At 35.4% G+C, this 14,629-nt stretch carries 15 protein-coding genes and 1 pseudogene; all 16 read left to right on the top strand.

Going from position 1 to position 14,629, the window contains the following annotated elements:
* Positions 1–12 precede the first annotated feature (12 nt).
* Positions 13–1,554, top strand: a complete 1,542-nt coding sequence (gene atpA, locus HSM_RS09535) for a F0F1 ATP synthase subunit alpha (protein WP_011609842.1) — start codon at positions 13–15, stop codon at positions 1,552–1,554.
* A 23-nt stretch (positions 1,555–1,577) separates the two neighbouring features.
* A complete protein-coding gene (gene atpG / locus HSM_RS09530) occupies positions 1,578–2,447 on the top strand; it encodes a F0F1 ATP synthase subunit gamma (protein WP_012340943.1) in 870 nt (289 codons plus the stop codon).
* Between the two features lie 13 nt (positions 2,448–2,460).
* Positions 2,461–3,834: a F0F1 ATP synthase subunit beta gene (gene atpD, locus HSM_RS09525; protein WP_012340942.1), complete on the top strand. Its 1,374-nt coding sequence runs from the start codon at positions 2,461–2,463 to the stop codon at positions 3,832–3,834.
* A gap of 42 nt (positions 3,835–3,876) precedes the next feature.
* On the top strand, positions 3,877–4,305 hold the full coding sequence (locus tag HSM_RS09520; protein WP_012340940.1) for a F0F1 ATP synthase subunit epsilon: 429 nt from the start codon (positions 3,877–3,879) through the stop codon (positions 4,303–4,305).
* A gap of 188 nt (positions 4,306–4,493) precedes the next feature.
* Complete coding sequence (locus HSM_RS09515) at positions 4,494–4,805, top strand: BolA family protein (RefSeq protein ID WP_012340939.1); 312 nt, start codon at positions 4,494–4,496, stop codon at positions 4,803–4,805.
* 327 nt (positions 4,806–5,132) lie between these two features.
* The gene (locus HSM_RS09510; protein ID WP_012340938.1) at positions 5,133–6,473 is read left to right on the top strand and encodes a Na(+)-translocating NADH-quinone reductase subunit A; all 1,341 of its coding nucleotides are present in this window, start codon (positions 5,133–5,135) and stop codon (positions 6,471–6,473) included.
* A gap of 2 nt (positions 6,474–6,475) precedes the next feature.
* Positions 6,476–7,714 (top strand): NADH:ubiquinone reductase (Na(+)-transporting) subunit B, encoded by a 1,239-nt coding sequence (locus HSM_RS09505; protein ID WP_011609836.1) that lies wholly within the window; start codon positions 6,476–6,478, stop codon positions 7,712–7,714.
* Positions 7,707–8,483: a Na(+)-translocating NADH-quinone reductase subunit C gene (locus HSM_RS09500; protein WP_011609835.1), complete on the top strand. Its 777-nt coding sequence runs from the start codon at positions 7,707–7,709 to the stop codon at positions 8,481–8,483. The genes HSM_RS09505 and HSM_RS09500 overlap by 8 nt, the downstream gene beginning before the upstream one ends.
* Positions 8,483–9,106 carry an NADH:ubiquinone reductase (Na(+)-transporting) subunit D gene (locus tag HSM_RS09495; RefSeq protein WP_011609834.1) on the top strand — a complete coding sequence of 208 codons (624 nt, stop codon included), beginning with the start codon at positions 8,483–8,485 and terminating at the stop codon, positions 9,104–9,106. The genes HSM_RS09500 and HSM_RS09495 overlap by 1 nt, the downstream gene beginning before the upstream one ends.
* 3 nt (positions 9,107–9,109) lie before the next feature.
* Complete coding sequence (nqrE, locus tag HSM_RS09490; protein WP_012340937.1) at positions 9,110–9,706, top strand: NADH:ubiquinone reductase (Na(+)-transporting) subunit E; 597 nt, start codon at positions 9,110–9,112, stop codon at positions 9,704–9,706.
* Positions 9,707–9,720: 14 nt separating this feature from the next.
* Positions 9,721–10,944, top strand: coding sequence for an NADH:ubiquinone reductase (Na(+)-transporting) subunit F (gene nqrF, locus HSM_RS09485; protein WP_011609832.1), 1,224 nt, complete (start codon positions 9,721–9,723; stop codon positions 10,942–10,944).
* A gap of 102 nt (positions 10,945–11,046) precedes the next feature.
* A pseudogene (gene msrA, locus HSM_RS09480) lies at positions 11,047–11,544 on the top strand (peptide-methionine (S)-S-oxide reductase MsrA); the annotation flags it as partial.
* Between the two features lie 30 nt (positions 11,545–11,574).
* On the top strand, positions 11,575–12,624 hold the full coding sequence (locus tag HSM_RS09475) for an FAD:protein FMN transferase (RefSeq protein ID WP_012340935.1): 1,050 nt from the start codon (positions 11,575–11,577) through the stop codon (positions 12,622–12,624).
* Positions 12,625–12,633: 9 nt separating this feature from the next.
* Positions 12,634–12,888 (top strand): (Na+)-NQR maturation NqrM, encoded by a 255-nt coding sequence (gene nqrM, locus HSM_RS09470; protein WP_012340933.1) that lies wholly within the window; start codon positions 12,634–12,636, stop codon positions 12,886–12,888.
* Between the two features lie 39 nt (positions 12,889–12,927).
* Complete coding sequence (locus HSM_RS09465) at positions 12,928–13,440, top strand: hypothetical protein (RefSeq protein WP_012340932.1); 513 nt, start codon at positions 12,928–12,930, stop codon at positions 13,438–13,440.
* A 34-nt stretch (positions 13,441–13,474) separates the two neighbouring features.
* On the top strand, positions 13,475–14,626 hold the full coding sequence (gene mnmA, locus HSM_RS09460) for a tRNA 2-thiouridine(34) synthase MnmA (protein ID WP_012340931.1): 1,152 nt from the start codon (positions 13,475–13,477) through the stop codon (positions 14,624–14,626).
* The last annotated feature ends 3 nt before the right edge of the window (positions 14,627–14,629 follow it).

Below are 14,629 nucleotides of genomic sequence, written 5' to 3'. Positions count from 1 at the left end.
GAGGAATAAAATATGCAACTAAATTCGACAGAAATTAGTGAATTGATTAAAAAACGTATAGCTCAGTTTGAGGTGATAAACGAAGCACGTAATACAGGGACAATTGTTTCTGTAAGTGACGGAATTATTCGTATACATGGTTTAAGTGATGTGATGCAAGGAGAAATGATTGCATTACCGGGTAATCGTTATGCCATGGCACTTAACCTTGAACGTGATTCTGTAGGTGCGGTAGTGATGGGACCTTACTCTGATTTAGCGGAAGGTATGGAAGTTCAGTGTACAGGTCGTATTCTTGAAGTACCGGTCGGTCGAGGTTTATTAGGTAGAGTAGTAAATACCCTTGGACAGCCAATTGATGGTAAAGGTGAAATCAAAAATGATGGTTTTTCACCGGTAGAAGTTATCGCACCGGGTGTAATTGAACGTAAATCTGTTGATCAACCTGTACAAACTGGTTATAAGGCTGTTGACTCAATGGTTCCTATTGGTCGTGGTCAACGTGAATTAATTATCGGTGACCGTCAAACAGGTAAAACAGCATTGGCTATTGATGCCATCATTAATCAGCGTGATTCAGGTATAAAATGTATATATGTCGCTATTGGTCAAAAAGCATCAACAATTGCTAACGTAGTACGTAAATTAGAAGAACATGGAGCATTACAAAATACTATTGTTGTTGTAGCTTCTGCATCTGAGTCAGCAGCTTTACAATACCTTGCTCCATACTCAGGTTGTGCAATGGGTGAATATTTCCGTGATCGTGGTGAAGATGCGTTAATTGTTTACGATGATTTATCTAAACAAGCAGTTGCTTACCGTCAAATTTCATTACTTTTACGTCGTCCACCGGGTCGGGAAGCTTTTCCTGGAGATGTATTCTATCTTCATTCTCGTTTACTTGAACGAGCTTCTCGTGTGAGTGAAGAATATGTAGAAAAATTCACAAAAGGTGAAGTGAAAGGAAAAACAGGTTCTTTAACCGCTCTTCCTATCATTGAAACTCAAGCAGGAGATGTTTCAGCATTTGTCCCAACTAATGTAATTTCAATTACGGATGGTCAGATTTTCTTGGAATCCAATTTATTTAATTCGGGTATTCGTCCCGCAGTGAATCCGGGTATTTCGGTTTCTCGTGTAGGTGGTGCGGCACAAACCAAAGTAGTTAAAAAATTGGCTGGTGGTATTCGTACCGCACTTGCTCAATATCGTGAATTAGCTGCCTTTGCTCAATTTGCATCAGATCTCGATGAAGCTACACGTAAACAATTATCACATGGACAAAAAGTAACTGAATTATTGAAACAGAAACAGTATTCACCGTTAAGTGTTGCTGAACAGGCTTTGGTATTATTTGCTGTTGAATTTGGTTATTTAGATGACGTTGAATTAAATCGTATAGGTACTTTTGAAACCGCACTTTTAGAATATGCAAACTACAACTATGCTGATTTTATGGCTGAGTTGACTAAAACTGGTAATTATGATGATGAAATTAAAAATACATTGAAAACCGTTTTAGATCAATTTAAAGCAAATGTTGCATGGTAATAGTTAATTAACGGAGAAATAAAATGGCTGGTGCAAAAGAGATAAGAACCAAAATATCCAGTGTGCAAAGTACGCAAAAAATTACTAAAGCAATGGAAATGGTTGCAGCATCGAAAATGCGTAAAACGCAAGATCGTATGTCGTCTTCACGTCCGTATTCTAAAGCAATACAAGGTGTAATTAGCCATATATCAAAAGCCAATATTGATTATCAACATCCATTTTTGATTGAACGAGAAGTTAAAAACGTTGGCATCTTAATTATTTCAACCGATAGAGGTTTATGTGGCGGTTTAAATGTTAATTTATTTAAGACCGCACTTTCTGAAATAAAAAACTGGAAAGAACAAAATGTTGATGTTTCATTAGGTTTAATTGGAGCAAAAGGTATAGGTTTTTTCCAATCTCTTGGTTTAAAAATTAAAGCTCAGCATTCAGGTATGGGAGATACCCCTGTAGCTGAAGAATTAATTGGTATAGCAAATCGTATGTTTGAGGCTTATAAAGAAGGTAAAATTGATGCAATCTATGTTACTTATAATAAGTTTATCAATACGATGTCGCAAAAACCAATAATGGAAAAACTCGTTCCATTACCGGAATTAGATAATGATAGCTTAGGCAAAAATAGTGATAATTGGGAATACATTTACGAACCAAATCCTCAAACTTTGTTGGATAGTTTATTAGTCCGTTATTTGGAATCTCAAGTTTATCAAGCTGTTGTTGAAAATTTGGCTTCTGAGCAGGCGGCTAGAATGGTAGCAATGAAAGCAGCAACAGATAATGCAGGTAATTTAATTAATGACTTGCAGTTGGTGTATAACAAAGCTCGTCAAGCAAGTATTACAAATGAATTGAATGAAATTGTTGCGGGTGCAGCAGCAATTTAATGGAGATAAGGTAATGTCAGCAGGAAAAATTATACAGATTATCGGTGCGGTAATTGATGTTGAATTCCCACAAAATGCAGTACCAAAAGTTTATGATGCATTAAAAGTTGAATCAGGATTAACTCTTGAAGTTCAACAACAGTTGGGTGGCGGTGTAGTACGTTGTATCGCATTGGGTTCATCTGATGGTCTAAAACGTGGTTTAAAAGTAGAAAATACAGGAAATCCAATTTCTGTTCCTGTGGGAACAAAAACACTAGGACGTATTATGAACGTTCTGGGAGAGCCTATTGATGAAAAAGGAGAAATTGGTGCGGAAGAATATTGGGCTATACATCGTGCTGCACCAAGCTATGAAGAACAATCAAATAGTACAGAACTTTTAGAAACAGGTATCAAAGTTATTGACCTAATTTGTCCTTTTGCTAAAGGTGGTAAAGTTGGTTTATTTGGTGGTGCCGGTGTAGGTAAAACTGTAAATATGATGGAATTAATCCGTAATATTGCAATCGAACATTCAGGTTATTCAGTATTTGCAGGTGTAGGTGAGCGTACTCGAGAGGGTAATGATTTCTACCATGAAATGACAGAATCTAATGTATTAGATAAAGTATCGCTGGTTTATGGTCAAATGAATGAACCGCCGGGTAACCGTTTACGTGTTGCTTTAACAGGATTGACTATGGCGGAAAAATTCCGTGATGAAGGTCGTGACGTATTATTTTTCGTAGATAATATCTATCGTTATACCTTGGCAGGTACAGAAGTATCCGCTCTTTTAGGTCGTATGCCTTCTGCGGTAGGTTATCAACCGACATTAGCAGAAGAAATGGGTGTTTTACAAGAGCGTATTACTTCAACAAAAACGGGTTCTATTACTTCCGTTCAGGCTGTTTATGTTCCGGCGGATGACTTGACAGACCCTTCTCCGGCAACAACCTTTGCTCATTTGGATTCAACAGTGGTGTTAAGTCGTAATATCGCTTCTTTGGGTATTTATCCAGCTGTTGATCCTTTGGATTCTACTTCACGTCAATTAGATCCATTAGTAGTAGGACAGGAACATTATGATGTAGCTCGAGGTGTGCAGGGTATTTTGCAACGCTATAAAGAATTAAAGGATATTATTGCTATCCTCGGTATGGATGAGCTTTCCGAAGATGATAAGCTAGTGGTAGCACGAGCACGTAAAATAGAACGTTTCTTGTCACAACCGTTCTTTGTTGCAGAAGTATTTACTGGTTCTCCTGGTAAATATGTATCACTAAAAGATACTATTCGTGGTTTCAAAGGTATTTTAGATGGTGAATACGATCATATACCGGAACAAGCGTTCTATATGGTTGGCTCAATCGAAGAAGTGCTAGAAAAAGCCAAAAAAATGTAGTTACTTCAAGACTGATTAACAGCAAACTTGAAGGAGAAAAAGATGGCGACATTTAAATTAATCGTAGTAAGTGCAGAACAACATATTTTTAATGGTGAAGTTAAAGGCATTCAAGCTACAGGTTCTGAAGGTGAGTTGGGTATTTTAGCCGGACATTTACCCTTACTTACCGCTATCAAGCCGGGTATTATAAAAATTACTCTTGAAGATGATACTGAGGAAGTTATTTACATTTCAGGAGGTTTTTTGGAGGTTCAACCAACAATTGTAACTGTTTTAGCTGATGTTGCTATTCGTGGTAAGGAACTTGATAGAGAACGTATTTTGGAGGCGAAACGTAAGGCTGAACAAAATATTGTTTCTGGTGCCAAAGATGCTAGTTATGAAATGTTGGTATCTAAACTTTCAAGAGAATTGGCAAAATTACGTGCTTATGAATTAACAGATCGTTTAACACAAAGAAAACGTTAATCTTATAAATAAAAAACCGCCAAAAGGCGGTTTTTTGTTGATGTAATGAAAGAGTATGCAATAAAAAAACAGAGTTGAGTAATAAAAAAATCTATTTTTGATGTAAGATAAAAATAAAATCTGTTTTTTATTAATGAAAATATAGTGTTATATATCAAATATCAAATAGTAAAAATAAGGATAATTTTATGTCGATACAAAAAGTCCTAGAAAAAAAGCTATTACAAGAATTTTCACCGCACTTTTTACAGATAGAAAATGAAAGTTATATGCACAGCTCAGGTCGAGGTGCTAACTCTCATTTTAAATTAGTTGTTGTGAGCAATAGGTTTTCATCCTTGACAAAAGTCGCTCGTCATCGTTTAGTTTACTCATTGTTTAGTAGTGAGTTACAACAAGGTATTCATGCTTTAGCTTTACATTTATATAGTCCTGAAGAATGGGAAAAATTAGGCAAAGTTTTTCCAAAGTCGCCTAATTGTTCAGGTATTGGTCAGTAACTCTTTAGCAATATTTTGGTTTAGAATTGATTTTTTTACAAAAATAGATCAAAAATTTCATAAAAAAACATAAAAAAAGGTGTCTAAAGTGGAATCGGAGTCATTATTTAGTTAAAATGACTCGTTGATTTTTAGTAAATTTTTAATTTATTGTTTCTATCATTAAGCTAGGTACAGTAAAAAACAGAATTTGAGTTTTATTTTTATGTGATTGATGCGGATAAATTGATTTTTAGTAGTTCGTCGGCTGAAATCATTACTCAAGACGCGGTTGTTACTTTTTTGTTACAACTATATTTTAATCTAACGAAAAGTAGTGCAAACAATATGATTACAATTAAAAAAGGCTTGGATCTTCCTATTGCAGGAAAACCAGAACAAGTAATCCATAACGGCAATGCTGTTAAAGAAGTTGCTTTGCTTGGCGAAGAGTATGTGGGTATGCGACCTTCGATGAAGGTGCGTGAAGGTGATGTAGTGAAAAAAGGTCAGGTACTTTTTGAAGACAAAAAAAATCCTGGTATTGTATTTACTGCACCTGCAAGTGGTACTGTAACTGCGATCAATCGTGGTGCTAAGCGAGTTTTACAATCTGTGGTAATTAAAGTGGAAGGTAACGAACAAATTACCTTTACTCAATATAATGAAGATGAATTGAAAAAATTGACTTCAGAGCAAGTTCGTCAAAATTTACAATCTTCTGGTTTATGGACCGCACTTCGTACGCGTCCTTTCAGTAAAGTACCTGCGAGTGATGCAGTACCTTCTTCTATTTTTGTTAATGCAATGGATACAAATCCATTATCAGCAAATCCTGAAATTGTTTTAAAAGAACATTGGCAGGATTTTACTGATGGATTAACCGTTTTAAGTCGTTTACATGAAGGCAAATTACATTTGTGTAAAGCTGGTGATAGCAATATCCCAACGATTGATTTACCTAACTTAGCTGTTCATGATTTTAGTGGACCACATCCAGCAGGATTAAGTGGTACACATATACATTTTATTGATCCTGTTAGTGCAACTAAATCAGTTTGGTATTTGAATTATCAAGATGTTATAGCTATTGGTAAATTATTTACTACAGGCGAAATTTATACTGACCGAGTGGTTTCTTTAGCTGGACCACAAGTTAAAAATCCTCGTTTAATTCGTACGCAGTTAGGTGCAAATCTTTCACATTTAACGGAAAATGAATTAAGTGCGGGTGAAAATCGAGTTATTTCTGGTTCAGTGTTAAGTGGTAATACAGCAATCGGTCCATATAACTATTTGGGACGTTATGCTTTGCAAGTATCTGTTATTGCTGAAGGTCGTGAGAAAGAATTTTTAGGCTGGATTATGCCAGGAAAAAACAAATTTTCCATTACTCGAACAGTACTAGGACATTTCAGCAGTAAATTATTTAATTTTACTTCCGCAGTAAATGGTGGTCATCGTGCTATGGTACCGATTGGTGCATATGAGCGTGTTGTTCCTCTAGATATTATACCTACATTATTATTACGTGATTTAGCATCAGGTGATACGGATAGTGCACAGGCTTTAGGCTGTCTTGAATTGGATGAAGAAGATTTGGCTTTATGTACTTTCGTTTGTCCGGGTAAAAATGAATATGGTCCGATGTTACGTGCAGCATTAGATAAGATCGAGAAGGAAGGTTAAAAATGGGTTTAAAACATCTTTTAGAGAAAATGGAACCTGCTTTTTTGCCGGGTGGTAAATATGAAAAATGGTATGCATTGTTCGAAGCGACAGCGACATTTTTATATACGCCGGGTACAGTAACAGGTAAATCTTCACATGTTCGTGATGCGTTGGACTCAAAACGAATGATGGTGCTTGTTTGGCTTGCATTATTCCCTGCAATGTTTTACGGAATGTACAATGTTGGTGCACAATCAATTCTTGCATTAAGTGTTGGTGATTTTTCTGCAAACTTAGCTCAAAATGTAGCTAATGATTGGCACTTTGCATTAGCAAACATGCTTGGTTTAGTGTCTATTGATGCTGGTGTTTTAGCTAAAATGGCATTAGGTGCAATTTTCTTTTTACCAATTTACATAACTGTCTTTTTGGTCGGTGGATTTTGGGAAGTTTTATTTGCAATGGTGCGTAAACATGAAATTAATGAAGGTTTCTTTGTTACATCTATTTTATTAGCATTGATTGTTCCCCCTACATTACCATTATGGCAAGCGGCATTGGCAACAACCTTTGGTGTTGTCGTTGCAAAAGAAGTGTTTGGCGGTGTTGGTAAGAATTTCATGAATCCAGCATTAGCAGGTCGAGCGTTTTTATTTTTTGCTTACCCAGCTCAAATTTCTGGAGACTTGGTTTGGACAGCTGCGGATAGCTTCTCTGGTGCGACCGCACTTTCTCAATGGGCTGCAGGTGGACAAGTTGCATTAAAACATGTTGCAACAGGCGAGCCTATTACTTGGATGGATGCTTTTTTAGGTAATATTCCAGGTTCTATAGGTGAGGTTTCTACTTTTGCTTTATTAATTGGAGCTGCAATTATCGTTTTTGCTCGAATTGCTTCTTGGCGGATCATTGCTGGTGTGATGATTGGTATGATTGCAACTTCAACTTTATTCAATATTATTGGATCTGAAACTAATCCATTATTTGCAATGCAATGGTATTGGCATTTTGTATTAGGCGGTTTTGCATTAGGTATGTTTTTTATGGCAACAGATCCTGTTTCAGCCGCATTTACTAATAAAGGTAAATGGTTATATGGTGCATTAATTGGTGTGATGGCTGTAATTATCCGTGTGGCAAATCCAGCATATCCTGAAGGTATGATGCTGGCTATTTTATTTGCTAATTTATTCGCACCGTTATTTGACTACCTTGTTGTTCAAGCAAATATTAAACGTCGGAGATCTCGCAATGGCTAAATTTAATAAAGATAGTGTTGGAGGAACAATTTCGATTGTTGTTCTGTTGAGTTTAGCTTGTTCTGTTATTGTTGCTGGTTCTGCGGTATTGTTAAAACCAACACAAGAAGAACAAAAACAACTTGATAAGCAAAAAAATATTTTAAGTGTTGCAGGATTATTGCAAAAAGATACAAAAGCCGGTCAAATTAAAGATATTTTTACTAAGAATATTGAAGCTCGTTGTGTGGAATTAAATTCTGGTGATTATGTAAAATGTCCTACCGGTTTTGATGCAAAATCTGCAGCGAAAGATTCCGCTCAAAATGTTTCTATTGCCCCTCAAGATGATAAAGCTGGTTTACGTCAACGTGCTAAATTAGCGGAAGTTTATCTTGTTAAAGATGAGAACAATCAGATAAACCAAATTGTTTTACCTGTGTATGGTACGGGTTTGTGGTCGGTAATGTATGGTTTTGTTTCAATTCAACCGGATGGTAATACAATTAAAGGTATTACATTCTATGACCATGGTGAAACACCTGGGTTGGGAGGCGAAATTGAAAATCCAAAATGGCAAGCTAAATTTGTTGGTAAATTACTGCTTGATGAAGAAAATCAACCGGCTATTCGTGTAGGTAAAGGTGCATCGTCTGATGCACAACATGGAATTGATAGTCTTTCCGGTGCAACATTAACTTCTAAAGGAGTTCAAGGTACGTTTGATTATTGGTTTGGTGCTAATGGCTTTGGTCCATATTTAGCAAAACTAAAAAAGGGGGCTAACTAATGGCAAATGCAAATATTAAAAAGTTATTATTATCACCGATTACTGATAATAATCCGATTGCATTACAAATTTTAGGTATTTGTTCTGCGTTGGCGGTAACAACCAAACTTGAAACAGCAGTTGTTATGGCAATTGCGGTAAGTCTTGTTACAGCTTTTTCAAGCTTTTTTATTTCTTTAATCCGTAATTATATTCCGAACAGTATTCGTATAATTGTCCAAATGGCAATTATTGCTTCGTTAGTAATTTTGGTTGATCAAATTTTACGTGCGTATGCTTATGGGTTATCAAAACAACTTTCAGTTTTTGTGGGGTTGATTATCACAAACTGTATCGTGATGGGACGTGCGGAGGCTTTTGCAATGAAATCTGCACCAATAGAAAGTTTTGTTGACGGTATTGGTAATGGTTTAGGCTATGGAGCAATTTTAGTTACTGTCGCTTTTATTCGAGAATTAATTGGTTCAGGTAAATTATTTGGTATGACTATTTTCCAAACTATCCAAGATGGTGGGTGGTATCAAACCAACGGTTTGTTTTTATTAGCACCAAGTGCATTCTTTATTATCGGTTTCATTATTTGGGGCCTGAGAACATGGAAACCGGAACAGGTGGAGAAATAATTTATGGAACATTATATTAGCCTTTTCGTAAAATCCGTATTTATCGAAAACATGGCTCTTTCTTTCTTCCTTGGTATGTGTACATTCCTTGCAGTTTCAAAGAAAGTATCAACAGCTTTTGGTTTAGGTGTTGCGGTGACTGTTGTATTAGGTATTTCTGTGCCTGTAAATCAATTGGTTTATTCTCTCATTCTTAAAGATGGAGCTTTAATTGATGGTGTTGATTTAAGTTTCTTAAATTTCATCACTTTCATTGGGGTAATTGCTGCATTAGTTCAAATTCTTGAAATGATTTTAGACAAATATTTCCCCGCACTTTATAACGCATTAGGGATTTTCCTTCCTTTAATTACGGTAAACTGTGCAATCTTTGGTGGGGTATCTTTTATGGTTCAGCGTGACTATAACTTTGCCGAGTCTATTGTTTATGGTATTGGTGCAGGGACCGGTTGGATGTTAGCTATAGTTGCTCTTGCCGGTATTACAGAGAAAATGAAATATGCTGATGTTCCGGCAGGTCTTCGTGGGTTAGGTATTACTTTCATCACTGTTGGCTTAATGGCTCTTGGGTTTATGTCATTTTCCGGTGTTCAGTTGTAATAGGGGATACTTAAATGGAAATTACTCTTGGTATTGCAATGTTTACTGTTATCGTTTTAGCTTTAGCTGTACTTATTTTGTTTGCTAAATCTAAATTGGTAAATTCAGGGGACATTACTATTGAAATTAATGATGATCCTGGTAAAGCTATTAACTTACCAGCAGGTGGTAAATTATTAGGTGCATTGGCAAATAAAGGTATCTTTGTATCCTCTGCTTGTGGGGGCGGTGGTTCTTGTGGTCAATGTATCGTGAAAGTTACTGAAGGTGGAGGAGATATTCTGCCGACAGAACTTTCACATATTTCAAAGCGTGAAGCTAAAGAAGGTTATCGTCTTTCTTGTCAAGTAAATGTGAAGAACAGTATGAAGATTGAGTTACCAGAAGAAGTTTTTGGTGTGAAAAAATGGGAATGTACTGTTATTTCTAATGACAATAAGGCAACTTTTATCAAAGAGCTTAAACTTCAAATACCTGAAGGTGAAGAAGTACCATTCCGTGCTGGTGGTTACATCCAAATTGAAGCAGAACCACACACTGTTCACTATAAAGATTTTGATATTCCAAAAGAATACCACGAAGATTGGGATAAATTTGATTTATGGCGTTATACTTCAAAAGTGGACGAGCATATTATTCGTGCTTACTCTATGGCTTCATATCCAGAAGAGAAAGGTATCATAATGCTAAATGTTCGTATTGCAACACCTCCTCCACGTAATCCTGATGTACCGCCAGGTCAAATGTCTTCTTACATTTGGTCTTTGAAAGAAGGAGATAAAGTTACTATTTCAGGTCCATTTGGTGAATTTTTTGCTAAAGAAACTGATAATGAGATGGTCTTTATCGGTGGGGGTGCGGGTATGGCACCAATGAGATCACATATTTTTGATCAATTAAAACGTTTAAAATCAAAACGTAAAATGTCATTTTGGTATGGTGCTCGTTCTAAACGTGAAATGTTCTATGTAGAAGATTTCGATATGCTTCAAGCCGAAAACGATAACTTTGTATGGCATGTGGCTCTTTCTGATCCACTTCCTGAAGATGATTGGGATGGTTACACAGGCTTTATTCATAATGTTCTTTATGAAAACTACTTGAAAAATCATGAAGCACCGGAAGATTGTGAATATTATATGTGTGGACCTCCGGTGATGAATGCTGCTGTAATTAAGATGTTAAAAGATCTTGGTGTTGAAGATGAAAATATCTTATTAGATGATTTTGGTGGCTGATCTTAAATGATCAATAAAGTGCGGTCAGATTTCATAAATTTTTGAAGCTGACCGCTTTGTATTTTATTTAAACTAATTATACTTGCATAAAGGAAATTACGTATGAGCAACAAAGCTATTTATCTTGCGGGAGGTTGTTTTTGGGGAGTAGAGTGCTATTTTCATCGTATTGATGGTGTGCTGGATGCTATTTCAGGTTATGCAAATGGTAAAACTGAAAATCCAAGTTACCAAGATGTGTTATACAATAATACTGGTCATGCGGAAACGGTTAAAGTGATCTATGAGCAAAATAAATTAAGTTTAGAGGATATTTTGCAATATTATTTCCGAGTAATTGATCCTACTAGTTTAAATCAACAAGGTAATGATAAAGGAACACAATATAGAACAGGTATTTACTATACCGATCCACAGGATAGAGAAATTATTTTAACCGCTCTTACACAAGAACAGAAAAAATACAGTAAACCAATTGTTGTTGAGGTGTTACCTTTACAACGATTTGATCCAGCGGAAGAATACCATCAGGATTATTTATTAAAAAATCCTAATGGCTATTGTCATATTGATATTAAAAAGGCTGATGAACCTTTAGTAAAAACTTATAAATAGGATGAACCGCACTTTATGACTAAGAAATTATTATTAAATTTAATAAACGTATTTGCGTTGGTATTTTTACTTAGTGCTTGCCAAAAAGAAGCTGAGTTAGTGTCATTAAATGGTAGAACCATGGGTACAACTTACCATATCAAATATATTGATAATGGCAAGACTAAGTTAAGTATACAAAAAATGCACGAAGGCATTGAAGGTATCTTACAAGATGTAAATGCTAAAATGTCCACTTATATTCCTAATTCAGAGTTAAGTGTGTTCAACAAAAACAAGGAGATAAATAATCCTATTGAAATTTCCGCAGATTTGGCTTTTGTAGTTGCTGAAGCAATAAAGTTAAATCAAATTACTCAAGGTGCTCTAGATGTAACAGTTGGTCCTATTGTGAACTTATGGGGTTTTGGACCGGAAAAACGGGTAGAAAAAGCACCCACACCGGAGCAAATAGCTGAACGAAAAGCCTGGGTAGGTATTGAGAAAGTTAGACTAACACAAAAAGACAATAAATTCTTTTTGACCAAATCTGTGCCGCAGATTTATATTGATTTATCTTCTATTGCTAAAGGTTTTGGTGTCGATAAAGTTGCTGATTATATTGCTGAGCAAGGTATTACTGACTACTTAGTGGAAATTGGCGGTGAGATTCGAGCAAATGGTCATAATGCTGAAAATAAAGCTTGGCAAATAGCTATTGAAAAGCCAACCTTTGATGGAACTCGATCTGTATCACAAGTTGTCGGTTTACAAGATTTGGCTATGGCAACTTCCGGGGATTATCGCAATTATTTTGAGCAAGATGGAAAACGTTTTTCCCATGAAATAGATCCTACAACTTGCCAGCCCGTTCAGCATAATTTAGCCTCAATTACAGTCTTATCTAAAAGTGCTATGACTGCAGACGGCTTATCCACAGGTTTATTTGTTTTAGGTGCGGAAAAAGCACTGGAAATTGCTGAGCAATATGATTTACCTATTTATTTAACGGTCAAAACTCCACAAGGGTTTGAAAATAAAATGTCCTCTAAATTTGCTGAAATATTATCAACTCAGAAAAAATAAGGAGTTTCTATGAAATTATTTTTAGTCACTTTTGCTATTTTTGTTTTAGTTATTTTAGGTATGTCTCTTGGTTATATCATAAAACGTAAGTCCATTGCTGGAAGTTGTGGTGGTATATCTGCTTTAGGGATGAAAAAAGTCTGTGATTGTGATACTCCATGTGATAACTTGCAGGCTAAACTTGCTGCTGGTGATGAAGATGCAAAAACTGAATATGAAGAAAAATTTGCGAAAAAACAACCGCAGTTTTATGAGTTGAAATAACGTTAATATTCTTGATATTTTTTATCTGGAGAAGCTTTTGTGAAAAAATTACTTTTTTTGATACTTGTAATTTCTCAAATTTTTTCTATTGCTTTCGCTGTAGAAAAGAAGACTAACCCAAAGGAAATAAAGATTGATGGTTCAAGTTATACACTTATTGCACCAGTGAAGGATGCTGAAAAAATAAAGTATAATTTTATTAAGTTAGATGAAATTTTGGCTGAGAAATGGAAAATTTCAGAGAAAATTAGTTCCACAGAAGATAAGAAAATTATTGAAGAACAATTTGATAATATTAACAAATTAATGATCGAGCAGGACAATATTTTAAAGGATATTTTTCAGCAAGGTTATTATTCTCATACATTATTAGTCAAATTTATTAATATGAGAAAATCTTTTTCCCACAGTTTGAAGAAAGATTTTGAACGATTTGTTCAAAAAGAAATTGCAGATAGAAAAGCGGCTGACAGATTCTTACAGATGTTTGATGTAAACACCTCGCAATATGAAAGCGTATTTATGTTTTTATCTAAAAATTACCTTCAATAAAAAATTAACTTGATTATTAAAAATAAATAAAAATATGAAATCCATTGTTTATGAAAAAAAACTACCAAAACTTACCGCACTTGAAATTGCTAAAAACAGTAAAAAGAAAGTGATTTGCGGTATGTCCGGTGGTGTTGATTCCTCTGTGTCCGCTTTTATTCTTCAACAGCAAGGTTATCAAGTTGAAGGATTGTTTATGAAGAATTGGGAAGAAGATGATGATACGGATTATTGTACTGCCGCTAACGATTTAGCTGATGCACAGGCTGTGTGTGATAAATTAGGAATAAAGCTACATAAAATTAATTTTGCTGCTGAGTATTGGGATAATGTATTTGAGCATTTTTTAGCTGAATATAAAGCCGGAAGAACACCAAATCCTGATATTTTATGCAATAAAGAAATTAAATTTAAGGCTTTCTTGGAATATGCGGTAGAAGATTTAGGTGCTGATTACATTGCAACAGGACATTATGTTCGTCGATCCGATGTAAATGGACAAACAAAATTATTACGTGGTCTGGATAGTAATAAAGATCAAAGTTATTTCCTTTATACCTTGAGCAAAGATCAAGTGGCACAAAGTCTATTTCCCGTAGGTGAAATTGAAAAACCGATTGTTAGGGCTATAGCAGGAGATCTCGGTTTGATTACGGCGGAAAAGAAGGATTCTACAGGAATTTGTTTTATTGGAGAACGTAAATTTAAGGATTTTCTGGAAAGATTTTTACCTGCTCAACCGGGTGAAATTCGCATGGTTGACGGTAAAGTCATCGGCAAACATGATGGCTTAATGTATTACACCTTAGGTCAACGTAAAGGATTAGGTATTGGTGGAGTAAAAGGGTTAAGTGAAGATCCTTTTTATGTGGTAGACAAAGATTTAATTAACAATGTACTAGTAGTTGCACAAGGAAATGATAATTCTGCCCTGTTATCACAAGGTTTAATGGCTACTCAGCTATATTGGATTGATCGCTTGCCAATTCGTCAAAATTTACGTTGTACAGTCAAAACACGTTATCGTCAAAAAGATGTTGCTTGTGAAGTTATTCCTATAAATGATGATTGTATTGAAGTGCGGTTTGATGAGCCACAAATTGCTGTTACGCCGGGACAATCAGCTGTTTTTTATCAAGGTGAGGTATGTCTCGGTGGCGGTGTGATTGAAAGGCAAATTAAATAAAGT

The sequence above is a fragment of the Histophilus somni 2336 genome (assembly GCF_000019405.1).
Lineage (GTDB): Bacteria > Pseudomonadota > Gammaproteobacteria > Enterobacterales > Pasteurellaceae > Histophilus > Histophilus somni.
The sequence above is the reverse complement of the archived record's forward strand: the minus strand, read 5'-3'. Positions and strand labels throughout refer to the sequence as shown.